General features: G+C 66.6%; 21 protein-coding genes. 10 read left to right on the top strand and 11 right to left on the bottom strand.

Going from position 1 to position 24,786, the window contains the following annotated elements:
* The first annotated feature begins 81 nt into the window (after positions 1 to 81).
* Positions 82 to 1,302, top strand: coding sequence for an acyl-CoA dehydrogenase family protein (locus FB464_RS10285; protein WP_116413944.1), 1,221 nt, complete (start codon positions 82 to 84; stop codon positions 1,300 to 1,302).
* Between the two features lie 75 nt (positions 1,303 to 1,377).
* Here the strand turns inward: FB464_RS10285 and FB464_RS10280 are convergent, their stop codons facing one another.
* The 3 genes from FB464_RS10280 to FB464_RS10270 are packed head-to-tail and all read right to left on the bottom strand — an operon-like array spanning position 1,378 to position 5,110.
* Complete coding sequence (locus FB464_RS10280; RefSeq protein ID WP_116413945.1) at positions 1,378 to 2,424, bottom strand: ABC transporter permease; 1,047 nt, start codon at positions 2,422 to 2,424, stop codon at positions 1,378 to 1,380.
* Positions 2,421 to 3,968, bottom strand: coding sequence for a sugar ABC transporter ATP-binding protein (locus FB464_RS10275; protein WP_116413946.1), 1,548 nt, complete (start codon positions 3,966 to 3,968; stop codon positions 2,421 to 2,423). The genes FB464_RS10280 and FB464_RS10275 overlap by 4 nt, the downstream gene beginning before the upstream one ends.
* A complete protein-coding gene (locus FB464_RS10270; RefSeq protein ID WP_142206662.1) occupies positions 3,968 to 5,110 on the bottom strand; it encodes a sugar ABC transporter substrate-binding protein in 1,143 nt (380 codons plus the stop codon). The genes FB464_RS10275 and FB464_RS10270 overlap by 1 nt, the downstream gene beginning before the upstream one ends.
* A 186-nt stretch (positions 5,111 to 5,296) precedes the next feature.
* Here FB464_RS10270 and FB464_RS10265 point away from each other — a divergent pair, with 186 nt between their 5' ends.
* The 5 genes from FB464_RS10265 (at position 5,297) to FB464_RS10245 (ending at position 9,054) form a co-directional block, all read left to right on the top strand.
* Positions 5,297 to 5,845: a flavin reductase family protein gene (locus FB464_RS10265; RefSeq protein ID WP_116413948.1), complete on the top strand. Its 549-nt coding sequence runs from the start codon at positions 5,297 to 5,299 to the stop codon at positions 5,843 to 5,845.
* 56 nt (positions 5,846 to 5,901) lie between these two features.
* On the top strand, positions 5,902 to 7,098 hold the full coding sequence (locus FB464_RS10260) for an acyl-CoA dehydrogenase family protein (protein WP_142206661.1): 1,197 nt from the start codon (positions 5,902 to 5,904) through the stop codon (positions 7,096 to 7,098).
* Positions 7,095 to 7,490: a nuclear transport factor 2 family protein gene (locus FB464_RS10255; protein ID WP_116413950.1), complete on the top strand. Its 396-nt coding sequence runs from the start codon at positions 7,095 to 7,097 to the stop codon at positions 7,488 to 7,490. The genes FB464_RS10260 and FB464_RS10255 overlap by 4 nt, the downstream gene beginning before the upstream one ends.
* A gap of 25 nt (positions 7,491 to 7,515) precedes the next feature.
* The gene (locus FB464_RS10250) at positions 7,516 to 8,244 is read left to right on the top strand and encodes a glucose 1-dehydrogenase (protein WP_116413951.1); all 729 of its coding nucleotides are present in this window, start codon (positions 7,516 to 7,518) and stop codon (positions 8,242 to 8,244) included.
* Between the two features lie 231 nt (positions 8,245 to 8,475).
* On the top strand, positions 8,476 to 9,054 hold the full coding sequence (locus FB464_RS10245; protein ID WP_116413952.1) for a TerD family protein: 579 nt from the start codon (positions 8,476 to 8,478) through the stop codon (positions 9,052 to 9,054).
* A 19-nt stretch (positions 9,055 to 9,073) separates the two neighbouring features.
* Here the strand turns inward: FB464_RS10245 and FB464_RS10240 are convergent, their stop codons facing one another.
* From FB464_RS10240 to FB464_RS10215, 7 genes are all read right to left on the bottom strand, one after another.
* A complete protein-coding gene (locus tag FB464_RS10240; RefSeq protein WP_116413953.1) occupies positions 9,074 to 9,712 on the bottom strand; it encodes a hypothetical protein in 639 nt (212 codons plus the stop codon).
* Between the two features lie 25 nt (positions 9,713 to 9,737).
* Positions 9,738 to 10,190: a DoxX family protein gene (locus FB464_RS10235; RefSeq protein ID WP_116413954.1), complete on the bottom strand. Its 453-nt coding sequence runs from the start codon at positions 10,188 to 10,190 to the stop codon at positions 9,738 to 9,740.
* 32 nt (positions 10,191 to 10,222) lie between these two features.
* Complete coding sequence (locus FB464_RS20435) at positions 10,223 to 10,351, bottom strand: hypothetical protein (RefSeq protein WP_281279758.1); 129 nt, start codon at positions 10,349 to 10,351, stop codon at positions 10,223 to 10,225.
* Positions 10,352 to 10,719: 368 nt separating this feature from the next.
* The gene (locus FB464_RS10230; RefSeq protein WP_116413955.1) at positions 10,720 to 11,826 is read right to left on the bottom strand and encodes an acyltransferase family protein; all 1,107 of its coding nucleotides are present in this window, start codon (positions 11,824 to 11,826) and stop codon (positions 10,720 to 10,722) included.
* A gap of 39 nt (positions 11,827 to 11,865) precedes the next feature.
* Positions 11,866 to 12,099: a hypothetical protein gene (locus tag FB464_RS10225; protein WP_116413956.1), complete on the bottom strand. Its 234-nt coding sequence runs from the start codon at positions 12,097 to 12,099 to the stop codon at positions 11,866 to 11,868.
* 108 nt (positions 12,100 to 12,207) lie between these two features.
* A complete protein-coding gene (locus FB464_RS10220) occupies positions 12,208 to 12,684 on the bottom strand; it encodes an FAD synthase family protein (protein WP_116413957.1) in 477 nt (158 codons plus the stop codon).
* Positions 12,685 to 12,869: 185 nt separating this feature from the next.
* Positions 12,870 to 15,296: a right-handed parallel beta-helix repeat-containing protein gene (locus tag FB464_RS10215; protein WP_170151868.1), complete on the bottom strand. Its 2,427-nt coding sequence runs from the start codon at positions 15,294 to 15,296 to the stop codon at positions 12,870 to 12,872.
* Positions 15,297 to 15,711: 415 nt separating this feature from the next.
* On the opposite strand from FB464_RS10215, the gene FB464_RS10210 reads away from it, so the two are divergent.
* The 4 genes from FB464_RS10210 to FB464_RS10195 all read left to right on the top strand — a co-directional run bounded on the left by FB464_RS10210 (position 15,712) and on the right by FB464_RS10195 (position 23,773).
* Positions 15,712 to 17,130 (top strand): hypothetical protein, encoded by a 1,419-nt coding sequence (locus FB464_RS10210; RefSeq protein WP_116413959.1) that lies wholly within the window; start codon positions 15,712 to 15,714, stop codon positions 17,128 to 17,130.
* Positions 17,117 to 17,866: a hypothetical protein gene (locus FB464_RS10205; protein WP_116413960.1), complete on the top strand. Its 750-nt coding sequence runs from the start codon at positions 17,117 to 17,119 to the stop codon at positions 17,864 to 17,866. The genes FB464_RS10210 and FB464_RS10205 overlap by 14 nt, the downstream gene beginning before the upstream one ends.
* 185 nt (positions 17,867 to 18,051) lie before the next feature.
* Complete coding sequence (locus FB464_RS20430; RefSeq protein WP_281279757.1) at positions 18,052 to 22,719, top strand: PKD domain-containing protein; 4,668 nt, start codon at positions 18,052 to 18,054, stop codon at positions 22,717 to 22,719.
* A 49-nt stretch (positions 22,720 to 22,768) separates the two neighbouring features.
* A complete protein-coding gene (locus FB464_RS10195; protein ID WP_246093013.1) occupies positions 22,769 to 23,773 on the top strand; it encodes a glycosyltransferase in 1,005 nt (334 codons plus the stop codon).
* 2 nt (positions 23,774 to 23,775) lie between these two features.
* Here the strand turns inward: FB464_RS10195 and FB464_RS10190 are convergent, their stop codons facing one another.
* Positions 23,776 to 24,738, bottom strand: coding sequence for a glycosyltransferase family 2 protein (locus FB464_RS10190; RefSeq protein WP_246093012.1), 963 nt, complete (start codon positions 24,736 to 24,738; stop codon positions 23,776 to 23,778).
* Positions 24,739 to 24,786: the final 48 nt, after the last annotated feature.

The raw sequence follows: 24,786 nt of genomic DNA, 5'->3' as shown, positions 1-24,786 counted from the left end.
CTTGCTACCAACCGATCGATTGGTGTATTTTGGCTTCCAGCCCGACCTCAACGAAGACGTCAACAAGATAGGTGAACCGACATGACCATCACTGCTCCTCCTGTGCGGGAGTCCGCCGAAGCGGCGCTCCGCGAGTACGGCCCGATCCTGCGGTCGGAGTCCGCAGCCTCTGTGAGCAACAACGGACTCACACCCACGGCTTGCGCTGCGTTCCTCGACGCAGGGCTTGCCATGTTCGATGTGCCGGAATACCTCGGCGGCCGTGGTGACTACAGCTATGTGGCCTGCCAGAAGATGGTCGAAGAGGTCTCCCGCTACGACGATGGCTCCGGCTGGGTGCTGCACGCTGTCGGCGGGTTCACCGGTCTCTTCGCCGCGATGCTGCCCGAGGAGGGTGTGCAGGCGCTCTGGGGTGAAGGCCGCACGGCGACGATCGCCGGCATGGCCGCTCCGCGCGGCAAGGCGGTCAAGACCGACGACGGGTACCTCGTTGAGGGAAAGTACCAGTTCGCGTCGGGCGCCAACGTCGCCACGCACTTCGTCGGCGGGTGTGCAGTGTACGAGAACGGCAGGCCCGTGATGCTGGAAGACGGTTCACCGCACTTCATCGCGGTGGTCGTGCCGCGCGAGAAGGTTGTTCTCGAAGGCAACTGGGATGTCATCGGGTTGTCGGCCACGTCGAGCATCGACTACGAGATCCCCGCGATGGTGGTCGAGGAGAAGTTCACCTTCTCGATGAACCCCTGGCCCGAGCACGTGCTGAGGGGAGCGCCCCGGCACCGCGTCGGCCTTGCCGTGCACGGCGTCACCGGCCAGCCTCCCGTGTCTCTCGGAGCCGCGCGCCGGGCCCTCGAGGAGATCGCCACTCTCGCACAGCAACGGAAGCGCCGTGACGGCCCGTACGCCACCGTGGCCGACCAGCCGCTGTTCCAGCACGACATCGCTGTACTGGATGCGGAGCTCACCGCGGCCCGGCTCGCCTACTACGACTTCGTAGAACGAGTCGACGACTACGCGACGAACGACCCGAACCCGATGACGGCCTACTGGGGCGACCGCGCGAAGCAGGTCAGCCGTTACGCGGTCGACGTCGCCATCAAGTGCGTCGACTTCGCCTACTACTGGGCGGGCACGAGCGCACTCCGACGGGGCAACATCATCGGACAGCTGTTCCTGAACGTGCACGCCATGAACCTGCACCTGGTGATGGACCGGAATGCCATCCTGCAGGCCGGCCCCACCGTCATCGCCGACCTCGTGCAGGCCGGCGCTGAACGCGGAGCCGGGCCCGTTCCCTCCTGAGTTCTGACGACAGACAGAAGCCGGTGCGATCCTCTCGGGTCGCACCGGCTTTTGTCGTACCGGATTCTTCTGGCGTCAGCTCCGGTATGCCGATTCCGGAGTCGGTTCGCGCTCGGCCACTGGTGGTGGACTGCTCTCGTCTTTCTCGCTGCGTGCCGACTTCGTGAGCCGGAGCTTCCCGGCGTACACCGCGAGCCCCACGCCGACGATCAGGGCGACACCGTTGAACGCATCATTGACCCAGGGCGGAGCGCCCCAGAGCGTCAACCCATTGATGCTCACGGCGAGGAAGAACACCGCCGTGATCGAACCCCAGACGTTGTAACGACCGGGTTGGATGGCCGTGGCGCCGAGAAAGGCCGCTGCGATGGCGGGGAGGGTGTAGTTCGCGCCGATCTGCGGATTTCCGGCACCCTGGATCGCGACCAGCAGAACTCCTGCGCCGCCCGCAATCGTTCCGGCGACGATGAAGCTCTGGATGGTCAGCCGGGACACATTGATGCCGACCAGCTTGGCGGCGGTCGGGCTTGCGCCGATTGCCCGGAGGTCCTTCCCCCTCGGCAGTTGTTCGAGGAAGTAGTAGGCGATGAACGCGGCCGCAGCGAAGAACCAGAAGGTCTTCGGCAGTCCCAGCCAGTTTCCTGACCCGAGGTCGATGAGGGCCGGGCTGATGCCCGTCACGATCGACAGGCCGTTCGAATAGGCGAGAACGACCGCGGCGATGATGCTCGACGTGCCGAGCGTCGCAATGATCGAGTTGATCTTGAACCGGGCGACCAACAGACCGTTGATGCATCCGACCAGCAGACCGGCGATGATCGCTGCGGCGACGGCAGCCCAGAGCGGCCAGCCGGCTTTCGACATCAGGCCGGAACAGAGAATCGAACCGAGGCCGGCGACCGGGCCGAGGGAGAGATCGATCTCGTTCGCCACGAGCGGTATGACTGTGGCGATCACGAGGATACCGAGAACCGACTCGTTCGAGAGGATGTTGGTGAAGTTCAGCACGGTGGCGAACTGGGGGGTCGCCGGATTCAGCGAGAAGAAGACGATGAGAACCACGAGCAGGCCCACGAGACCGAAGCGCTCGAAGAGTTCAGAAGGATGGGGGAATCGTTTCATTGCTTTGTCCTTGCGTTGTGGGAGAGCACCGACTCGAGGATCTGGTGGCCGCCGGTGCCCTGCGGCAGTTCGTCGACGTTCCGGCCGTCGGCGAGAACGATGATCCGGTGGCACAGCCGGGTGAGCTCCTCGAATTCCGAGCTTGCGACGATGACCGCGGTGCCGTTCTTCGAGGCCTCGAGGATGAGGGTCATCACGGTCTCGCGGGCCCCGACGTCGATGCCCTGGGCGGGCTCGTCGAGCAGGAGCAGCCGAGGGGAGGTGCGGAGGCAGCGGCCGAGAGCCGTCTTCTGCTGGTTGCCGCCCGACAGTGATTCGATGGGTGCGGAGGGGCTGGACGCTTTCACGCGGTACCGCACGATGTCGTCTCTCACATCTTTCGCCAGGCGGGAACTCTGCATCGACAGGCCGGAGAAGTACCTGCGGTTCTGTCCGGCCGTCATGTTCATCGCGATACTGTGCCCGGGGAAGACGCCGCCGCCGGCTCTGTCCTCAGGGAGGAACGACACCCCGAGGGCCGTCATGGTCGCCGCGCCCGGTGACTTCACGCGATCGCCGGCGAACCGCAGTTCGCCGGCCTCCATCCGGCGAACCCCGAAGATCATCTCGAGGAGTTCGGTGCGGCCGCTGCCGAGGAGCCCTGCGAGCCCGACGATCTCTCCTGGCCGCACCTGCACCGTCGCACCGTTCAGTGGCCCGCCCGTCGCGCCCTCGACCTCGACGACGAAGTCGTCGCCGAGCTGCACGGTCTCGATTTCGCTCATTTCAGGCAGTTCGGCGCCGAGGATGAGTTCGACGAGGTTGGCCTCGGTCAGGTTGTGCGCATCGATCGTGCCGGCGTTCCGGCCGTCGCGGATGCCGGTCACACGGTCTGCGGCCGCGCGCACCTCATCGAGCCGGTGGCTGACCAGCACGATGCAGTGGCCGGCGTCGGCCAGGTCGCGCAGCGACCTCAGCAGCTCGTCGGCCTCCTCGGGCGGCAGTGCCGCCGTCGGTTCGTCGAGGAACAGGATGGCCCGTTTGGTCTCGTCGATGTCCTGCAGGGCGCGCGAGATCGCGAGCAGAGCTCGCTGCGGGGTCGAGAGTGTCGCGGCGCGCGCGCTCGGCTCGACCCTCAGGTTGAAGCGCTGCAGGGTCTTCAGAACGTGCGCCCTGTTGCTTCTGCCCTGGATGCGGCCGAACCTGCCGGTCACGAAACGCCCGCCGAGCCCCAGGTTCTCGGTGACGCTCAGCAGGGGCATGATCGCCATGTCCTGGTGAACGAACCGGAGCCCTGCCCGCGCCGAATCGCCGGGGGTCTGGTGGATGAGCTCTGTCGTCTCGCCGTCGGCACGGAGTTCGCCGGCGTCAGCCGCAACAACTCCGGCGAGGATCTTTATCAGGGTCGATTTACCCGATCCATTGCCCCCGACCAACGCGTGCACTTCCCCCCAGCGCAGGTCGAGTGCCACGTCGTCGAGAGCCTTCGTGCTGCCGTAGGTCTTCGAGAGCCCCCGCACGCTGAGCGCGGTGCCGAGGCTCTCGAGAACCGGAGTCTCCGGCATCAGTTGGAGACTCCCCAGCTCAGTTTGTAGGCAGCGGGAACGTCGAAGGGCGGCTTGAAGTCGGAGTCTCCGTCGGGGAAGCCGCTGGCCTTGTCGACGATCTTCCAGCCGAGTCCTTCATCGACGGGCTCCGTCTTGTTGAAGTAGCTGTTGAGCGTGTCGACTGCCGCGTACGACCACCATTCGACGGGCCACGATGTCGTGGCGTTCAGGCCCTGATCCTGCGTCGAGACAGCGAAGTCGGCAGCGAGCCCGAAGCCGCCGAGAGTCGACACCTTGTCCTGGTATCCCGACTGCACGATCGCCTGGGTGATTCCGAGCTGCGGGTTGGTGCCAGCCTGGATGGCCTTCACATCCGGGTTCTTCAGGATCGCGGCCTTGGCGATGCCGGTCAGCTCCGGGCCGAACTGGCTTGCCGTCCACGGCACATCGACGACCTTGCAGTTCGGGCAGTTCGTGCTCATCTCGCCGGTGAAACCCTGATTGATCAGCTTGAGGGTCGTGTACTCGTTGTTGGAGAAGTCCAGGATCGTGCCCGAGCATCCTGCTTTCGAGGTCAGGTAGTCGGCCGCGTCGGCCGCACTGGCGCGAACGACGTCGGCGAAGTCGGGGAAGCGGTCGCCGAAACTGATGCGGGTCGAGAAGACAGGCGTCTCGGTGGAGGTGTCCGGGTCCTGGTCGAGATCCCAACCCTGCACGGAGATGGAGGGGATGCCCGCAGCCGTTGCTTCTTCGATGGCAGCTTTGACGAGAGGAGCGTCGAGGCCGACGCCGATGATGCCATCCGCCTTGTTCGTGATGGCCTGGCGCACGAGAGTTGAGAAGGCGGAAGGATCGAGTTTGGCGTCGTAGAGCGTGTACTGCCAGCCGATGTCGGTGATGGCGGCCTCGACGCCGGCCGCACCGACGGCGACGGTCGGTGACGACATCCCCACCGCGACGATGGCGATGTTCTTCTGCTTCGCTGCGGGATTGGGGGTCGTCGGAGGTGTTGTGTAGTGGGCTTTCGAGCTGTCGAACTGCGGGCAGTCGGCAGCAGACACAGAGGAGCCTGCGCCCGTCGAAGCGGAGCCTGACGAGCAGGCTGTCAGGGCGAGAGCGACGAGGGCAGCGCCCGTGATCGCCAGTGCTGGTTTTCGCAAAATGACTCCTTTGTCAATTCGTTTGCACTGTGCCGGGGACCCGGGCGCGCAATACTGCTGTATTTCTACCAAGCGTCTGGTTGGAAGTCAAACAATCGTTCTTTTACCTACCGACCAATTGGTTGACAATATGCAGGGTTTCGATGACACTGAGACCAACGTGAGTCGCGAGGACGGGAATGCACGATGAAGGCAACACCTGCAGCAGAGACCGAAGCAGCACACCAGAGCCAGGTCGAGATCAAGGACTTCACCGGGATCTTTCGTGACCACCCCTCCGGCGTTGCCGTCGTCACAGCCGACATCGGCGACGGTCCTGTCGGCCTGACCGCGACGAGCGTCATCTCGGTGAGCGTCAACCCGCCACTCCTGGTCTTCTCCCTGTCCGAGCTCTCGTCGAGCACGCCCACGCTGCTGAAGGCCGACACCGTGGTCGTGCACCTCCTGGGGGTCGCCGATCTCGACATCGCGCGGCTCTGCTCGACGAGCGGCATCGACCGCTTCGCTGACACGACTCTGTGGAGCCGGTTGGAGACGGGGGAGCCGCTGTTCGGTGGCGTGGACCGCTGGATCCGTGCCCGGGTCGTGCAGCGCATCGACGCCGGCACCGCGACGGTCATGGTGGTCGAGGCGCTCGAAGTCGTCAACAACACCCTCGCCCCGGAGAGTTCGTTTGCTCCACTCGTCTATCACAACCGCACGTGGCACGCTCTTGGAGACCACAGCGCCATCTGATCTTTTTCCGTTCTACCCCAACGCAAGACAGAACCGATCCAGTCAAAGGAGACACGGTGAGTGATGTCATTACCAGTCCAACAGAGACGACCGAGATGCTTCTCGAGAAGGTCCGTGAACTCGGCCCGCTGATGAGAGAGCGAGCCGCCGACGTCGAGAAGACCCGTCGGCTCGACGATGAGGTCGTACGCATCATCGAAGACGCCGGGTTCTGGAAGATGTGGCGGCCGCGGCGCACCGGTGGCTACGAGCTGCCCCTGCATCAGTACGCCCAGGTCATCAACGAGATGGCACGCTACTGCCCCTCGACGGCGTGGGTGACGGCTCTGCTCAACGGCGGAGACTGGGTCACGGGCATGTTCCCGGGCGCCGCGCAAGACAAGATCAACGCCTACGGCGAGGGCTACGCCTGTGTCGTCTTCGGCGGAACCTACACCTCAGAGAAGGTCCCTGGGGGCTTCATCGTCTCGGGCAAGTGGCCGTATGCGTCGGGAAGCCTGAACTCGGCGTGGGCGGGCGTCGCCTTCAACGTCGTCGACGACGAAGGCACGGTGCTCGATCTCGGGCTGGCGTTCATCCCGATGACAGAACTGGGCTACGAGTACACCTGGGATGTCGCCGGCATGCTGGCCACGGGCAGCAACACCGTCGTTGCAGACAAGGTCTTCGTCGCCGACGACCTCGTCGTCTCGATGGGCGGGGGACTCGCCGGGAACATCGCCTCGGAGTTCACGGACGAGACGCTCTACTGGTCGTCGTTCGGTGTGACGTCGACCTTCAACGTCGCCGTTCCCCTCGTCGGAATGGCCCAGGGGCTTTACGACTATGTGCGTGCAGGGCTCGACCGCAACAGGGCCATCGCCTACACGCGGTACGACCACGCCATCGACTCTCCCTCGGTGCAGCTCAACATGGCCGATGCGGCCCAGCTCATCGACACCGCGAGCCTCCACCTCTACCAGGCGACCGATGTCGTCGACAAGGCTGCCGCCGAGGGGCGGGCGCTGACCTACCTCGAGAAGGCGAAGGCACGGATGGACCTCGGCTACGTGGCCCGCCGCACCCGTGAGGCGGCCGAACTGCTGCTGAACGTCAGCGGTGCCGGCGGGTTCGCGTCGAGCAACCCGATCCAGCGCCAGTGGCGTGACCTGGAGGTCGCGGGGCGTCATGGTGCGACGAACTACGACATCGGCCGTGAGATCTACAGCAAGGCGCTCCTCGGCCTCGACGAGCAAGTGACGTCGCTGCTGTGAGCGCGGCGGACGAAGCGTCGGTGCTCGACTTCTTCTCGTGCTGGGAGACGAACGAGGTCGACCGGATGATGACCTTCTTCACTCCTGACGCCGAGTACATCGACGTGCCCCTGCCGCATCGCGAGCCGGGAACCGAGGCGATCCGGGCACACATCGCGGGCACTCTCGACGGTCTGACCCTGAAGATCGAGACACTCCATATCGGCTCCACGGCCGACGGGGTCATTCTCACCGAGCGGATCGACTACATCGGGGTGAAAGGATCAGATGCTCCGGATGTCGCACTGCCCGTCATGGGAGTGATGGAGATGCAGGGCGGCAGAATCGCCGTCTGGCGGGACTACTTCGATGTGGGATTCCTCGAAGCGGGCCTCGGTATCTCGCTGCGATGACGGAGTCGGAAGGAAACAGGGACTGATGGACAAGACCGTACTGATCACGGGAGGCGCCCAGGGAATGGGCGCCTCCCACGTGAGGGCTTTTGTCGATGAGGACGCACGGGTGGTCTTCACCGATCTCAACGAGTCGGCGGGCGAGAAGCTCTCCGAAGAGCTCGGCGGGAGTGTGCGGTTCATCAGACATGACGTAGTGCGCGAAACCGACTGGCTCGACGTCGTGACGAAGACCGAGGCGGCCTTCGGGCCGATCGGCGTTCTGGTCAACAACGCGGGAATCACGATCAACCAGCCGATCGAAGAGATGAGCGAGGCGACCTACCGCAAACTGATCGACGTCAACCAGGTCGCGGTGTTCCTCGGGATGAAGGCCGTGCTGCCGTCGATGAGGAAGGCGGGTGGCGGCTCGATCGTCAACATCTCCTCCATCGCGGGAATGGTGGGCATTCCGAACGCCATCGGATACAACGCGTCGAAGTTCGCGGTGAGAGGGATGACCAAAACGGCAGCCCTCGAGTTCGCGCAGTACGGGATCCGGGTGAACTCGGTGCATCCCGGATCGATCGACACGCCGATGGTCAACAACGGCAATGCAGAGGAGATGGATGCTCTGGCCGAGTCGATCCCCATGAAGCGGCTCGGTCGCCCGGGTGAGCTGTCCCAGCTCGTGTTGTTCCTGGCCTCGGATGCGTCGAGCTATTCGACGGGCTCCGAGTTCACTGCGGATGGCGGGGTCACGGCCAGCATCTGATCCGGCCGGTGGGGGCCGTGCGAGGGCTGCGTCCGTGCTCGACGCAGCCCTCGCGATCGGGCTGGTCATTCTGGGGAACGACGAACCTGTCGCAGTACGGGCGGCGCGCCGGCCGTCGGTGGGCGGGTGAGTGAGATGGGCGGCAGCCCCCGGGCACGTTCCATAATGGAGTGATCGACATCACGGCCCGGACGGCCCGTCGACACAGGATTCCGAAGGAGCATCAACCCGATGGCAGGACTCAGCCTCTCCAAAGGCGCAAACCTCTCGCTCACCAAGACCAGCCCCGGGCTGACCATCGCGACGGTCGGACTGGGCTGGGACCCGCGCACGACGGCCGGCGAACAGTTCGATCTGGATGCCTCGGCGATCCTGGTCGCGGCCACCGGGAAGATCCGCTCGAGCGACGACTTCATCTTCTACAACCAGACGTCGACACCCGACGGTTCGGTCGTGCACCAGGGCGACAACCGCACGGGCGAGGGGGACGGCGACGACGAGCAGATCACCATCGACCTGATGGCTGTCGCTGCCGACGTGCAGAAGATCGTCATCGCGGTCTCCATCTACGACGCCGACAACCGGCGGCAGAACTTCGGCCAGGTCCGATCCGCCTTCTGCCGGGTGCTCGACCAGAACCTCGAGGAGATCGTGCGCTACGACCTCACCGAAGACGCGTCGCGCGAGACGGCCATGCTGTTCGCGGAGATCTACCGCCACGGCGGCGAGTGGAAGTTCCGCGCGGTCGGTCAGGGCTACGAGGCCGGCCTCGCGGGCATCGCGAAGGACTTCGGCGTGCCGCTGGACTGACCCGGCGCGCGGGTGCGGGTCACCACTTCTCGTTCACGAGGCGCAGCCAGCGGCGGATGGCCGGCCACCGCCCGTCGAGCGCGTACGCCGCGCCGACGAGCGCCAGCAGCACGAACACCGCCTCGCTGAGCTGGGCACCGACAAGCGCCACCTCCTGCACCGGCACGAAGAGCAGCACCAGCCCGATCGCGTCGACGAGGGGCACCGGCAGGAGCGCCCAGCGTGCCGGCCCGCCGAGGAGGCCCGCCCGCACGATGACGACGGCCGCGACCGCCGCGGCGACCAGTCCGGCGACGAGGATCGCCTCGAAGACCCAGCCGCCGACGATCGAGGCTGTCGAGCCGGCCTGGGCCTTGGCGCTCACCGGGTCGGTGGGCACCGGGGTGACGGTGCTCGCGATGCCGAGCACCAACTGGTGGATGCCGAAGACGAACAACGCCACCCGCCCCACGACGGAGTCGCCCACGATGCCGCTCTCGCCGGGCACGCCGAAAGCGAGGATGCCGAGGGCGACGGCGAAGATCATCCACGACAGCAGCTGGCTGCCGGGGATGCGCGGCCAGGTCGGATCGAGGGAGCCGACGAGGGGCACGAGCATCGCGATCACGATACCGAACCCGCCGAGCAGGGTGGTGCGGGCGGTGCTCGGTGGGGGCATCCGCCCAGAGTACGCCGTGCCCGGACTACGCGGTGGCGGCGCGGGAGCGGCGAGCCGGACGACGCGTGCGCGACCGCGCGGCACCGCGACCGAGCAACCCGTCGACGCTGAGCCGGCCGGCGCCGACCGCGGCGAGCACGAGGCCGGTCGCCCCGATCATCCCGACGAGTTCCCAACCGCCGTCGGCGGCGAAGACGCCCGAACCGGCGTGCGCGAAGACGAGGGCGCCCGCCATGGCGACGGCGACGAGGATGCCCGCGACCGCCGTGAACGCACCGAGCGCGAGGAGCAGCCCGCCAGCCAGTTCGACCGCTATCGTGAAGGCCGCAGCGGCCTCGGCGAACGGGATGCCCATTCCCGCGAAACCCTCCACGGTGGCTCCGAACCCGTTCGACACTTTTTGCAGCCCGTGCGCGATCAAAACGGTGGCGAGAGCCCACGGAGCCCGGGCGCGGCGCGGTGCGGGACTGCGCTCCAGCGCTCGGCCAGGCTGTCAAGCGGTCGGCGGTCTCAGCCGTGCAGGTCTTCTCCGGTTGCGCGGATGCTGTCGAGTTCGTCCTGCAGCTCGCGCTTCGCCGCGTCGGGCGTGGGTGCTGGCGCGGCTGCGTTGTCAGCGTCTTTCGGTTCGGTGTCCGTCATCGGTGTGCCTCTCGTCGTGAGCGGCGGAGGTGCCGTTCCGCGCCTACGCTACGCCGCGCCTGTGTCGACATCGCGGGGTTGACGTGGAGGCAGGCCGGCGAGCAGTTCGCGGTGAGGATCAGCGCGCTGGCGAACCACATCGGGCCTAGCGTGTGTCGGCCCTGTCCGGGGCATACGGTACTCCCAGTTCTGGGGGAGTGCCAAGGACGGCCGGTGAACATACGGTAGAGAGTGTCCAACGGCGGACAGAGCTGCCCGCTGGTGTTCCTAGCGCCGGTGCGCGGTAGGGCCGGGCATGGGGACGAAACAATCCGTCTACCCTGTGCGCGGTTTCCCCTCGAGGTGAGCGGATCACTGCGGTGTTCCGCTCACCGATAGGTGTGCTCGGCGGGGATGGCCTTTCTCCGAACCGATGGCAGGCGTCTCAGCAGCCAGGCCGTGAGCGGTCTCTCCACGAAGCGGTAGATGAGCGCCGCCGCGATGATCATGGTCACCACGCTGAGCCCGATCGAGACCCCCACGCTCCTCAGGCCGACGACGGCGAGCACGGCAGGGATGATCGGCGCCAGCAGAGGGTGGAACAGGTAGAGCGAGTAGGACGCATCCCCCATGTGGATCGCGGCGCGGGGGACGAACCGGCCGGTCACCGGTTCCAGCAGCACGATGGCGACCACGAGGGCGGTGCAGGCGACGTTCCGGATCAGGCCGGCCGGCTGCCAGCTGTTGCCGTCGACGACGCTCGACGCCACGCTGATCAGTGTCCAGAGGCCGATCACGCCGAGCAACCAGGCGAGGGCGTCCCGATGCTTCCTGTCACCGGTCCACTTGCCGATGATCATTCCCACCAGGAAGTAGAGCACGATCGGGTTGAGGTAGAAGGTGGGCACCGGCCATTCGCCGCTGGGGCGCCAGATGCTGGCGATCGCCAGGATGCTCAGAGCGATGGCACAGAACCGGAGCACATTCACGCGCAGCAGGAGGGCGAGGGTGAAGATGGCGTAGAAGGCCATCTCGAAGACGAGGGTCCAGCCGACGCCGAGCAGGGGTTCGACAGAGCCGTCGATGTTGCGGCTGGGCAGGAAGAGGTACGAGAGAACGGTGTTCCCGGGGTTGAGGGCTGCATGCAGAACCAGCCCGGGAACAGCGACCAGCGTCAACAGTTTGACGGTCGTCGCCAGCCAGTACATCGGGACGATCCGAACGAGTCGGCGCATGCCGAAGTGCTTCCAGCCGTCCGGGGTGCCCTCGAGCGACCGTGTCGAGATCATCATCACGAAGCCGCTGATGATGAAGAACAGGTCGACCCCGACTTCGCCGAAGTGCCACACGTCGACGGACGGGTCGAGCCGATTCTGGGCGTAGAGCGTGGAGTGGGTGACCACGACGAGGATGGCGGCGATGAAACGCAGCGCCTGGATGCCCTCGTACTTCAGTTTGGTCTTCGTACGGAGCGGGGCCACTTCGGTGCTGTCCATCTCAGCACCCTCCGGGTGTCGAGCTGCGGTGACGCGCGGTCAGTCTCCGACGAGTTCGTCGGCCGAGTGGCCGAGGAACTGGTTCAGCGGACCGGCCAGCTCGTCTTTCACCCCGACGGTGACCAGCACCATCTCGTACACGCAGGTCGGGTGCTCGCGGGACATCTCCGCGGCCGCCGCGGCGTAGGTCGCCATGGGCTTGCTGGAGAACGACCGATGCTCCGGCGTCAGGCAGACGGCCTGCCACCGGGATCCGGATTTCGTCGATCTCATCGGAGGCCTCTCGATCGCGGTGCCAGCCGCGCTCTGCTCTCCGACTGACCCTAGCCAGTGTATGCTCTCCCATCGATTTTCGCTCCTCCCGGCTCGCGGTGCACGCGGTCACGTACCGTGGACTTCCGCGGGTTCTCCGGTGTGTGCCGGGAGTCTGACGGCCGGTCCGCTCAGCAGGTCGAGAGCCTGGCGGAGCCGGGTGCTCGAGGTGTGCACGGTGTAGGGAAAGTAGACGACCTCGACGCCGACCTCGGCGAACTCTCTCTCGAGTTGTTGCCCCTTCTCGGTTCCGCGCCAGTCGTCTCCCTTGAAGAACACGTCGAACCGGATGCTCCGCCAGGTCTCGAGCTTGTCGGAGACGACCTCGGCCCGGGCTTCGTCGACGTAGCTGATGTGACGCACGATCTCGAGGCGTTCGTTGAGGGGCACGACGGGTGAGATCCCCTTGTTCTTCAGCAGCATCTCGTCGGAGACGACACCGGCGATCAGGTAGTCGCAGCTCGCTTTGGCGTGCTTGAGGATGTTCAGGTGACCCACGTGGAACAGGTCGAATGCGCCGGCGGCATAGCCGATTCTGGGGCTCATGTGACTACTTCGGGTTAGTCGAACACGCGCGAGGCGGAGTTCGATGCGATATCGCCCCGGCGCTCTAGGAAAGCGGATCGGTGCGATGGAGATTCACGCAACAGTACCGGGTGTCGCCCGGCGGGGAAAGCCCCCAGAACGCGCTACGCGTTCCAGGGGCTTTCGCTGGACTTCTGTGCGTCCGTCTAGAACAGACCGACCTTCTTCAGACCCTTCGCCTGTCCGGCAGCGGCCGCCACATCGGCGGGCAGCGGCACCGCGCTGGCGGCAGCGGCCACGATCGCGCTCGCCATCGCCGAGACAGGGAGGGCCGACGTGGTCTCCTGGTTCACCCAGGCCGGGTTCTTCGCCATGAGGGCGGCCACGCTGTCGAGGCGTGCGAAGGTGTTGGTTCCGGTGCCCCAGGCGACCAGCGTCGCCTGGCTCAACGTCGTCCGGTGGTTGAACAGGTTGCCGGAGAGGGTGATGTTCATCTGGTCGGCCGTTCTCCCGGTCTTCGAATCCCAGGCGAGGACCTGGAACCCCTGCCAGGTGCCGAACACGTTGTTCGAGATCTGGATGTTCTTGACGATCCAGGTCACGGTCGGATCAGGGATCGGCTGCCGGGGGTCCTGCGCATGCCACGAGGGGTCGGACTGGCGCCGTTCATCCTGCACGATGCGGATGCCCATCTGGCCCTCTTTGTCGAACCTGTTGTTGAAGACCTTCAGGTCGCTGGAGTCGACGATGTAGAGGCCGTAGGGGTTGTTCGACACATCATTGCCTGCGACGATCGCCTTCGCGGAGAGTTCGATCTCGATTCCGGCCTGCGTGTTCCCGATCGAGGTGTTGTTGGTCACGGTGAGGTCGTACGACGATTCGTCGAACCACAGGCCGGTGCCGAAGTTGTTGCTGGTGTCGTTGTTCGTGAAGGTGAATCCGCGCGACCGGGCGATCTTCGCGCCGCCCGCCTCCGGCTCGGTCTTGAACCGCTGGTTGTTGTTGACGGTGAAGACGGAGTTCCGGATGGTCGAGTTGTACGACGTCGTAGCGACGATGCCCAGCATCCCGTTGCGCTGGAAGGTGACATGGTCGACCAGCAGGTTGTTGTTCCAGGCACGGATCCCGATCATCGCGTTGTCTTCGATGACCAGGTTGCGCACGGTCAGGTTGTCGTTGTAGAGCCCGACGGCGCCCTGCTGGGCGTAGGTCGTGGCGTAACGGCGAACTCCGAAGCCCTGCAGCACCGTGCCGGGCCCGTTCACGACAAGGGCGGTGCCGAGGTTGCTCACCCGCACGGACTTCGTCGTGGGATCCGTGCCGATCGTGACCGTCTTCGAGCCCGGATCCGGGAAGAACGTGCCGGCGGTGACCGCTGCTGCCGAACCCACCTGGGTGAGGGCGGCGCCATCGACGAAGACCTGGTCGGGTCGTCCGGCCATTGGCTTGGACGCATCGACGAAACGCGGGTTGTCTGCGACCCCGAGAACCGAGTTCGAGGGGAAGAACGACCAGCTCGCCTTCCAGACCGTTCCCGATCTGCTCCACGCGGTGACCTGGCTGCTGCCGTCGAACCACACGGCCTCGTTCGGATACGACTGGATCGTCAGCTTCTTCTGGGCGGGAACGGTGACTGACTCGTGGTAAGTGCCGGCCCTCAGCACGATGGTCTGGCCGCTGGCGGCTTTCGCGATGGCCGCGGCGACGGTCTTCAGAGGTCGGGCGAGACTGCCGGTGTTCGAGTCGCTGCCGGATGCCACGGCGACGACGATCGCGGTGGCCGGGACCGCGTACGCGGTGGTTCCGACCTGCGCAGAGCCCTTGCCTGTCGTGTCGGGTGGAGTCGGCGTGCTGGAGACGGGAGGCGTGGTGACGGGCGGAGCGGTGACCGGCGGAACGATCGTCGCGGCACCCACCCCGTTCGTGACCGTCAGCTTGTCGAAGCCGGTGCTCGTTGCGGCGGCGTTGGAACGGCCCGCGTACTCGAAGATGCCCACCGATCCGGCCGACCGGATACGGCTGCCCGAGGTGTCGGTGATGACGCTCTGCCAGCCCGGTCTGGTGGTTCCGGCCTTCCAGGCCCGCGCTGCGACCTGCACGCTCGAGCCGCTGCCGGTGACCTGGAATTCCAGTGCGATGGATGTCGCCCAGAGAGCGGTGAAGGGGAGCGGAACACGCGAGAGCGCGGTGTCGACGCCCCCCGAGGTGCGCGAGAGCTGGATCGCGAGGTTACCGCTGGATCCCACCTGCAGGCTCGCACGATAGAGGTCGCCGTTCGTCTGCCGGCGCAGTTCGAAGGCCGGGTAGACGGTGATCGGTGATGCCGGCACCATGATCGTCGCCGCCATGTTGACATCCTGTGCCGAGACCGAGCCGAGGGAGGCGGAAGCCGCCGTCGCGGGGGCCAGCCCGGAGATCCTCGCCACACTTGCGCCGACCGTGAAACGGGCGGAACCCGACGTCGAGTACGCCCCTCCCGGCGAGGCGCTGCCCCAGCCCGAGCTGGTGGTCCGGTTGAAGATGTCGGAGACGACCACCGTCGTTGCGGCGTTCGCTGTGCTGGGGAGCGCGACGACGGTTCCCGCCAGAATGGCCGCCGCAGCGAGGATGCCCGCGGTTCTCCTGAGCCTCATGAGCCTCATGAGCCTGATGAGCCTGACGAGGCTGAGAGATGTGGTCCGATGGGAAGGTCTGGGCACGGGTACTCCTCGAAGGGTGGGGTTGGAGCAGCGGGTGTCGAACGAGGGGATCGGAGATGCCGGGCGAGCACGGTGCGGCATCGAGGTGTGCCAGCGGACGTCAACTGATCGTGGATCAGGCGCTGAGGGGGGCCAGGTCGAACCGCCTGGTCGTCGACCGGGCGCTGGAGCACGTGCGGGAATCAACTGATCGCAGATCAGGCCGTGGCACCCCAGCGTAAGTCAACTGACCTCAGGTCAGGAACCGGGGCTTCACGCGCCCAGTATAACCCCCCTTAAGGGGGTGCGGATGACCAGGCCGACAGCGACCGCAGGTGATTTCGAGGAATCGAGCCCCTATTCTTACGGCATGGCACAAGCGAGCGGGTCCCCGCCGATCCTCCGCGAGACGTCGCGCCGGGCATCCATCGTGCGCGGGCTCCCCCCGGTCGGTGAGCGTGATCCCCGCCGGATCGTGCGTGGCATCGCCGCCCTGTCGCTCATCCTCATCGCCCTCGAGATCCTGCTGCCCGCCGGAACGCAGATCGGATTCATCGTGGCGCTGGTGCTCGCACCGGTCTGGATTCCCGCCGTCACCTCCTTCCGCGGCGGCTGGTGGATCATCGGGCTGGGGCTCCTGGCTGCGGCGATGGGGATCTGGCTCAGCCTGGCGAACGCCTCCTCCGGCGAAACCAGCTCGCTGCTGCTCGCGGTCACGACGATCTCGCAGATCGGCCTTGTTCTGACCGTGGGCGTGGTGCTGTGGGCACGGCGGGTTCTCGGCGAGGCGAACATGGCGTTCTGGTTCGGGGTGGGGCTGGCCCTGGGGGTCTCGCCGAACACGCCGATGTTCCACCTCAACCCGTGGAAGTTCGGGTACGCGCTTCCGGTCGCCGTCATCACCCTTGCCGTCGCCTTCAAGATCGGCAGACGATGGGTGGAGATCCTGGTCCTGGCGATCATCACGGCGATCACCCTGTTCAGCGATTCGCGCTCGGCCTTCGGCCTGCTCCTGCTCGCGCTGGTGCTGGTGTGCTTCCAGGCCATTCCGGCGCGATCCGGCCGCCGGTTGGCGGCGCTCAGAGTCGGAGCGGGACTCGCTGTGCTCGCGGCGGTCATCTTCAACGTCGGCCAGACCCTGGTGCTCGACGGCTACCTCGGGCAGTCGGCCCAGGCCCGTTCTGTCGAGCAGATCGACACGTCCGGATCGCTGCTGCTCGGGGGGCGACCGGAGCTCGCAGCGACGTGGGCGCTGATGCAGCACCAGCCCGGAGGTTACGGCGCAGGGGCGGTCCCCAGCCAGGTCGACGTGAACATCGCCAAGGCGGGTATGGCCTCGATCAACTACGCCCCGAACAACGGCTATGTCGAGATCTACATGTTCGGCGACCGGATCGAACTCCATTCCGGGTTCGGGGACCTGTGGGCGCACTTCGGGTTCGCGGGGTTGGTCTTCGCTGCCGCGGTGATCGTGGTTCTGCTGTGGGGTCTGGCAACGCGTATCGCGAATCGCACCGCGAGCGGATTGATGATCTTCGTCGTCGCGACGAGTCTCTGGGGTTTCGCGTTCAGTCCGCTGCTCAGCCTGTCGCACACTCTCGTTCTGGCGATCGGCCTCGCGGCCACGCCGGCGCTGGCACGTGTCCGCACCTCGAGGCGGATCCCCGGGCTCGTACCCGGCCCTGTCCCCGGTTCAGACCACCCTTCGGCTGGCCCTGTACGATCGCGTCGTGACTCGCAGGCCGAGACACCCGAAGAGTGGAAAGAGGCTCGGCATGATCGAGGATGAAGCCGGTTCAGGCAGCGACCGTAGAGGGAGCGACCGGCCCGGGAGCGACCGGGCGACCGGCGGCGGAGCGCGATCCCGGCGGCCGTGGCTCATCGGCGTCGCCAGCGCCGTCGTGGTCGTCGTCGCCGTCGTGGTGGTGGTTTCCGTCTCGGCGGGCGGCCGTGGATCGCCGGGTTCTGTCGCCCAAACGATTCTGCCCACGGTCACCGGCTCGGCATCCTCACCCGGTGGCGACCCGATGAGCCCGTCCGGCTCCGCGACGGGCGACCCCGCGACGGGCGACCCCGCGTCGACCGACCCTTCGGCGGGGGATCCGGCTGCAGTGCCGACCGCGCCTGTCGAGGCGGCCCCCGTGGCGATCGACGCGCCAGTCACAGCCATCCCCGGACTCGTGTTCCAGATCTCGAGCATGACGTCGGTCGAGGGCACGGCGAGCGCGGTGGGCGAAGTCGCTGGCCCCTCGATCCAGTTCACCCTCACGGCGACCAACACCACGTCCGCCCCGATCTCGCTCGAGACCACTGTGGTGAACGTCACCTACGGCGCAGCGAGGACCCCGGCGGATTCCCTCAGCACCGGCGGCGCCCCGATCGCACCGGTCGTCGAGGCGGGAGCCGGTGCGGCTGGCACCTACATCTTCAACATCCCCCTCGACCAGCGCGGCGACCTCCGCGTGCTGGTCGACTACGAGGCGGGCACACCCATCGCGGTCTTCGAGGGCGCGGGGCCCTCCTAGCCCCGGGCTCGCGAAGCGAAGAACGAGGCCCGTTTGGGGGGCTGCGAAGATTCCCTGTGCTGACCTACTCTCGGAGTACAACCGTGAACCCCGAAGTTCACCGTACCGAATGAGGCACCCCCATGGGGAAAAAGGCGCCCCTGCGCCGGTGCATGGTCGTCCTAGCGACCATCGCCGCAGTTGTTGTGAGTTCACTGACCGTTGCACCGGCGTTCGCCGACACCGCACCGACCGATCCGACGTCCCCGGCATCTCCGGCGACCGTCTCGGCCGACGCGCTGCCGACCGTGCAGATCAACGGTGTGGTCTGGTCGCAGGTCATCATCGGCAACACCGTCTTCGCGGGCGGTGAATTCACGCAGGCCCAGCCCGCCGGCTCCGCCGCAGGGGTGAACACGGTCTCGCGTACCAACCTGCTCTCGTATGACCTCACGACGGGTGTGCTGAACACCTCGTTCAACCCCGTGCTGAACGGCAAGGTCAAGTCCGTCGCAGCCTCGCCCGACGGCACCCGCCTCTACATCGGCGGTTCGTTCACCACGGTGAACGGCACCAACCGTTACCGGGTCGCCGCGCTGAACCCGACGACCGGAGCCCTGATCACCTCCTTCGCTCCCGTGGTGAACTCGACCGTCTCGGTCGTCGCGGCAACGAACTCCGTCGTCTACGTCGGGGGAGCCATCTCCGGCATCAACAAGGACGTGCGGAACGGCGCAGCAGCAGTCTCGGCTGCGAACGGAACGACTCTTCCCTGGAACCCGAACGCGCAGGGGGGCGCGGTGACGTCTTTCGCCATCTCTCCCGACGCCAGCAGGATCGTCATCGGTGGCAACTTCACCACCCTCGGCGGCTCGGGCAGCCCGGGATACGGTCTCGGCATGGTCGACAACGCCAGCGGCGCCCTGGTCGCGCCATTCTCCGTGAACACGCTCATCCGCAACGGTGGCAGCCAGGCCTCGATCACCAGTCTCTCGTCCGATGCGAACTACTTCTACGGCTCAGGCTACGTCTTCGGCGCCGGCGGTAACCTGGAGGGCAGCTTCAAGGCCGACTGGGCGACCGCCACGATCCAGTGGGTCGAGGACTGCCACGGCGACACCTATTCCCAGGCCTCGAACGGCACGGCCCTCTACGTGGCGGGCCATCCGCACTACTGCGGGAACATCGGCGGATTCCCCCAGACCGACCCGGTCTGGACCTTCCATCGCGCGATCGCCTTCAGCCTCGCACCGACCGGTACCATCACCCCGGATCCCTACGGGTACTACAACTTCCAGGGCACCCCGTCGCCGACCCTCCTGAACTGGAACCCCGACATCAACGCCGGCACGTACACCGGTGCCAGCCAGGGCCCCTGGAGCGTTGCGGCGAACAGCAACTACGTCGTCTACGGCGGCGAGTTCACCCAGGTCAACGGCGTGCGGCAGCAGGGTCTGGTGCGTTTCGCCGTGCGGGCGCTCGCGCCCAACAAGCAGGGACCGCTCTACTCGGGCTCGACGTTCAAGCCGTCGGTCGTCTCGCTGCAGGCGGGCACGGCGCGCGTCAGCTGGCCGGCCAACGCCGACCGTGACAACGGCACCCTCACCTATGCGCTCTACCGCAACGGCAACACGACCACCCCGATCTACACGACCACCCAGTCGTCGTCGACCTGGAGCAGGCCGAACATGGGCTTCGTCGACACCGGTCTGACGCCCGGCGCGACCGTCAGTTACCGCATCAGGGCCACAGACCCTCTCGGCAACACCGTCATCGGGGACGCCGTCTCCACCACGGTCACCGCGGCGACCGACAGCGCGTACACCAGTGTCGTGAAACAGGATGCCGCGTCGAGCTTCTGGCGCCTCGGTGAGTCGAGCGGAACCTCTGTCTACGACTGGTCGGGTTTCAACGACCAGGTCGCCGGCACCGGCGTGACCCGGGGTACCCCCGGCGCGATCGGGAGCGACACCAACACGGCGTCGACCTTCTCCGGCGACGCCACGGGGCTCAGTGCGACCCAGACCGCGGTTGCCGGTCCGCAGACCTTCTCGGTCGAGGCCTGGTTCAACACCACCACAACCGCGGGCGGCAAGATCGTCGGCTTCGGCAATGCGAACACCGGCACGTCGAGCAGCTACGACCGCCACATCTACATGGACCCGTCAGGTCGCGTGAACTTCGGCGTCTACAACGGCAACACCCAGGTGTTGACGAGCCCGACGGCTCTGAACGACGGCCAGTGGCACCAGGTGGTCGGTACGCTGACCTCCACGGGGATGGCCTTCTTCGTCGACGGTGCGCGGGTGGGTGCCCGGTCGGACACGACCTCGGCCCAGCCCTACAACGGGTTCTGGCGCATCGGCGGTGACTCTTCGTGGAACGGCAATGCCTGGTTCGCCGGGGCCATCGACGACGTGTCGATCTACTCGACCGCGCTCTCCAAGCAGCAGGTCGACAGCCACTGGGTCGCCTCCGGACGCACCTCCACCCTCCCGCAGCCTCCGACGGACAATTACGGGAACCGTGTCTTCACGGATGCCCCGAGCGTCTACTGGCGGCTCGACGAGGCCAGCGGCACCACTGCGGCGGACGCCGCGGGCAGCGGCATCCCGGGTACCTACTTCGGTGGTTACACCCAGGGGGTCAGCGGGGCGCTGGCGGCCAACCCCGACACCGCGACGGCGTTCGACGGTTCCTCGGGCGGGGTCAGTAGTTCGACCGCGTTCAACGATCCCGAGGTCTACTCGGTCGAGGCGTGGTTCAACACGTCGACCACGGTGGGCGGAAAGATCATCGGCTTCGGATCGAGCCCCTCAGGCAACTCGGGTTCATACGACCGTCACATCTACATGCAGGATGACGGAAGGCTCGTCTTCGGTACCTATACCGGTCAGCTGAACACGATCACGTCGAACGCCTCGTACAACAACGGCACCTGGCACCACGTGGTGGCCAGCCAGGGCAGCGACGGCCTGAAGCTCTATGTCGACGGAAGTCTGGTGGGTACCAACCCCCAGACGCAGGCGCAGGCCTATGCCGGATACTGGCGTATCGGTGGGGACACGACCTGGGGCTCGTCCAGCTCGTTCTTCAACGGCAGCATCGACGAGGCGGCCGTGTACGACACCGTGCTCACCCCCGCCGCGGTCAGCCAGCACTATGCGCTCGGCTCTGCCGGGGTGATCAACGCGGCCCCCACCGCATCGTTCACGTCGCAGGTCTCCAATCTGTCCGTGGCGTTCGACGCCTCGGCGTCGACGGATTCCGACGGAACCGTGGCGGGCTACGCCTGGGACTTCGGAGACGGCGGCACGGACACGACCAAGGCACCCACCCACGTCTACGCGGCAGCCGGTACCTACACGGTGACCGTGACGGTCACCGACAACAAGGGAGCGACCGGGGTCTTCACCAATACGGTCACGACGATCGCGCCGCATGTGAATGTGGCACCGACCGCGTCGTTCACGAATGCGATCGACCACCTGGTGCTGAGTGTCGACGGAACCGGCTCGGCCGACTCCGACGGCACGGTGACGGGATACCTGTGGAACTTCGGTGACGGGACCAGCGCCACCACGGCGACCGCCACGCACACCTATTCCACTCCCGGTACCCGCACCGTCACCCTGACCGTGACCGACGACAGCGGGGCGACAGGAACGTCGACCACCTCGGTGACGGCGGTGGCCAACCCGCCGGCGAACCTGCCCCCCACAGCGGCCTTCACGTCGACGAACACCGACCTGACCGCCAGCTTCGACGCAGCCGATTCCGCCGACCCCGACGGAACGATCGCCTCCTACTCCTGGAACTTCGGTGACGGCGGAACGGGCACCGGCAAGACCGTCACGCACGCCTACTCGTCGGCCGGCACCTACTCTGTGGTGCTCACGGTGACCGACAACAAGGGAGCCACAGGAACGTCGACCGGTTCGGTCGCCGTCACGGCGCCGGTCCCGGTCAATGTCGCTCCCACCGCCGCGTTCTCTGCCGCTTCGACGAACCTGTCTGTGGCTCTGGATGCCTCGGCCTCCGCCGATCCGGACGGGACGGTCGCGGCCTACGCCTGGGACTTCGGCGACGGCACGGCGGGCACCGGCAGAACGGTCACCCACGCCTACACCCAGGCCGGCACCTACACGGTGTCGCTCGTGGTCACCGACAACAAGGGAGCGACCGGCACCGCGACATCCACGGTCACGGCAACCGCCCCGGCGGCCCTGCCGTTCGCGCTGGACTCGTTCAGCCGTACGGTCGTCAACGGGCTCGGCACCGCCGAGACCGGCGGCGCCTGGACGAAGAACGGCCCGGCGACGAACCTCTCGGTGAAGAACGGCAGCGGCACGATCGCGATGCCGACGGCGGGCACGCAGTCCGGCGCGACGCTCGACGCCGTCTCGCAGACGAACACCGACATGCGGGTCATGTTCAGCCTCGACAAGGCCGCGACGGGCGGCGGGACCACCCTGTCGGCGACGGGACGGAAGACGGGGACGAACAATGAGTACCGTTCGGTCATCCACCTGAAGAACAACGGGACGGTCGCTGTCGGGCTCGTCGCCCTCAAGGGCTCTGCGACCTCGGTCGTGCTCGCGCCCGAGGTGCAGGTGCCCGGTTCGACGACGGTGATCGCCGGCACGTCGATCAGCGTGCGCATGCAGGTCACCGGAACGAATCCGACGACGATCAGAGCGAAGGCCTGGATCTCCGGAACACCGGAGCCTGCCGCCTGGACAGTGACGGCGACCGACAACTATGCAGCGCTCCAGGCGCCCGGTGGCATCGGGGTCTACGGGTACGTCTCCGGCAGCGCCACCAACGCCCCGCAGGTGCTGACGGTGCAGGAACTCAGTGCTTTCAAACCCTAGATCGCGTCGGGCGGGTCCTCGTTCCTTTGTGGTGCAGCAGTCCTTTCCGGTGCCCCGCCCGACAACGAACCCGTACCTGATCATGCTGGCCGAGAGCATCGCCGCGGTTCCGGGAGTGGAGCTCCGCACCTTCTCCTGGAGGGCGGCGCTTCTCGGCCGGTACGACGTCTTCCACGTGCACTGGCCCGAGATCCTCGTCTACGGCCAGAGTCCGCTGAAGGCGCGTGTGAGGCAGGTGCTGACGGTGGCGCTGATGGTCAGGCTCGCCCTCACCCGCACTCCGATCGTGCGCACCCTCCACAATCTGGAGCTGCCCTCGGATGTCTCACGCCTGCAGCGAGCGCTGCTGGTGCGCATGGAGCGGCAGACGACGCTCTGGCTCTGCCTGAACGACAACACCCCGCAACGGGCGGATCGCGAGTACCTGACGATTCCGCACGGTCACTACCGGGACTGGTTTGCGAAGTACAGGTGGCCGGAGGCGGTGCCTGGCCGCGTGTCGTTCTTCGGTATGGTCCGGGCGTACAAGGGGGTGGATTCGCTGTTGAAGGCGTTCCGCGGCCTGGCCGGTGAGGTCAGCCTCCGCGCGGCCGGCCAAGCGCGTTCCGCGGAGCTGGCAGACGGACTCACGGAGCTTGCGCGCCTCGACCCCCGCGTGCAGCTGGATCTCCACTTCCTGAGCGATGAGGAGATCGTGGAGGTCGTGCGCGAGGCCGAGCTGGTGGTGCTCCCGTACAGGGAGATGCACAACTCCGGCAGCGTTCTCACGACGCTCTCTCTGGATCGTCCGGTGCTGGTGCCGGCGAACACGGTCAACGACCGGCTGGCCAGCGAGGTGGGGCCGGGCTGGATCCACCAGTACGAGAGCCCCCTCACGGCGGCCGACATTCGCTCTGCCCTCGACGCCGTGGCCGGGCACTCCGCCGCCGCGACGCCTCCGGACCTCAGTCGTCGTGACTGGGCCGAGGCGGGCCGCCGCCACTATGAGGCCTACCTGCGGGCCGGGGAACTCCTGGCGGCAGGCCGACGAGCTCGTGCGCGGGGGACCCGGTGAGCTCAGGCTTTTCCTCCGCGACGGTACTCCCGGTAGGTGTATCCCCAGGCGCCGGCGATCATCCCGGCACCGCGCGCGAGCGTGCGCACTCCGCGAGCCCGCGAACCGAGATTGTTCGTGGCGAGTCCGACGATGATGCGCAAGAGCCCTCCGGCGGCGCGAACGGTTCCGCGTGCCGTCAGCTTCAGCCGGGTGGCCAGGCGCCCGCCGGTTCCCGAGGCGAGCAGGAGCGACGTGATGCTCCACCCGTTGCCGCTGCTGAAGGCCCGGAGGATCACCCAGCGCCTGGTCAGGCGCGTGCGCGGCACGACATCGACGACGCGTGCCTCGTTCGACCAGAGCATCCGGCCGCCGTTCGCAACGATCTGCCGCGTGAAGAGGGTGTCCTCTCCGCCGGAGACCCCGAGACCGGCGTCGAATCGCAGGCCGAAGGCGCGGATCTGGCGAAGGTCGAGCAACAGGTTGTTCGTGGCGGCCACCTGCAGGACGTCGCCGGTGGAATGACCGACACGCTCGAAGAACCTGCCCGCCGTGATGAAAGCGTTCGGCTCCGTTTCGAACTCGGACAGGACGGGCCCCGCCACCGCGGCACAGCCCGTCGTCGCCTGAAGTTCGAGCATCGAGGTGAGCCACGCGTCGGACGGGCGCTCGTCGTCATCGATGAACACCAGCAGGTCACTGTCGTCGGACTCGCTGAGGGCCCGGTTGCGTGCCGCAGTGATGCCGGGGACCGGTTCGTGCGCATACTCGAGGGCCACGTGCCCGTTGCCCCCGGCAGCTTCGACGATGGTGCGCGCCGATCCCGAAGGATCATTGTCGATCACCAGCACCCGCGCGCTCGCCAGATCGCCCACGCGGGCGGCCTGCGCGAGAAGGAGCGGCAGGACCTCGGCGATGTCGCGGGGGCGCTTGAAGGTCAGGACGGCGATCGTCAGCACGGGAGAGATCGGGGCGGTTGGCGTCACACTCCGAATTATCCCGTGTTTCCGAAGTATCGGGTGTCCCCAGAAGGA

It is taken from the genome of Subtercola boreus, from assembly GCF_006716115.1.
Classification (GTDB): Bacteria; Actinomycetota; Actinomycetes; order Actinomycetales; family Microbacteriaceae; genus Subtercola; species Subtercola boreus.
Note: the sequence above shows the minus strand (reverse complement) of the source record. Positions and strands in the feature narration are given on the sequence as shown.

Bases quoted from the DNA above. Each gene is read 5' to 3' on its own strand.
- FB464_RS10285 (WP_116413944.1), top strand. From the start codon at position 82: ATGACCATCACTGCTCCTCCTGTGCGGGAGTCCGCCGAAGCGGCGCTC.
- FB464_RS10280 (WP_116413945.1), bottom strand. From the start codon at position 2,424: ATGAAACGATTCCCCCATCCTTCTGAACTCTTCGAGCGCTTCGGTCTC.
- FB464_RS10275 (WP_116413946.1), bottom strand. From the start codon at position 3,968: ATGCCGGAGACTCCGGTTCTCGAGAGCCTCGGCACCGCGCTCAGCGTG.
- FB464_RS10265 (WP_116413948.1), top strand. From the start codon at position 5,297: ATGAAGGCAACACCTGCAGCAGAGACCGAAGCAGCACACCAGAGCCAG.
- FB464_RS10250 (WP_116413951.1), top strand. From the start codon at position 7,516: ATGGACAAGACCGTACTGATCACGGGAGGCGCCCAGGGAATGGGCGCC.
- FB464_RS10245 (WP_116413952.1), top strand. From the start codon at position 8,476: ATGGCAGGACTCAGCCTCTCCAAAGGCGCAAACCTCTCGCTCACCAAG.
- FB464_RS10240 (WP_116413953.1), bottom strand. From the start codon at position 9,712: ATGCCCCCACCGAGCACCGCCCGCACCACCCTGCTCGGCGGGTTCGGT.
- FB464_RS20435 (WP_281279758.1), bottom strand. From the start codon at position 10,351: ATGACGGACACCGAACCGAAAGACGCTGACAACGCAGCCGCGCCAGCA.
- FB464_RS10230 (WP_116413955.1), bottom strand. From the start codon at position 11,826: ATGGACAGCACCGAAGTGGCCCCGCTCCGTACGAAGACCAAACTGAAG.
- FB464_RS10225 (WP_116413956.1), bottom strand. From the start codon at position 12,099: ATGAGATCGACGAAATCCGGATCCCGGTGGCAGGCCGTCTGCCTGACG.
- FB464_RS10220 (WP_116413957.1), bottom strand. From the start codon at position 12,684: ATGAGCCCCAGAATCGGCTATGCCGCCGGCGCATTCGACCTGTTCCAC.
- FB464_RS10215 (WP_170151868.1), bottom strand. From the start codon at position 15,296: ATGAGGCTCAGGAGAACCGCGGGCATCCTCGCTGCGGCGGCCATTCTG.
- FB464_RS10210 (WP_116413959.1), top strand. From the start codon at position 15,712: ATGGCACAAGCGAGCGGGTCCCCGCCGATCCTCCGCGAGACGTCGCGC.
- FB464_RS10205 (WP_116413960.1), top strand. From the start codon at position 17,117: ATGATCGAGGATGAAGCCGGTTCAGGCAGCGACCGTAGAGGGAGCGAC.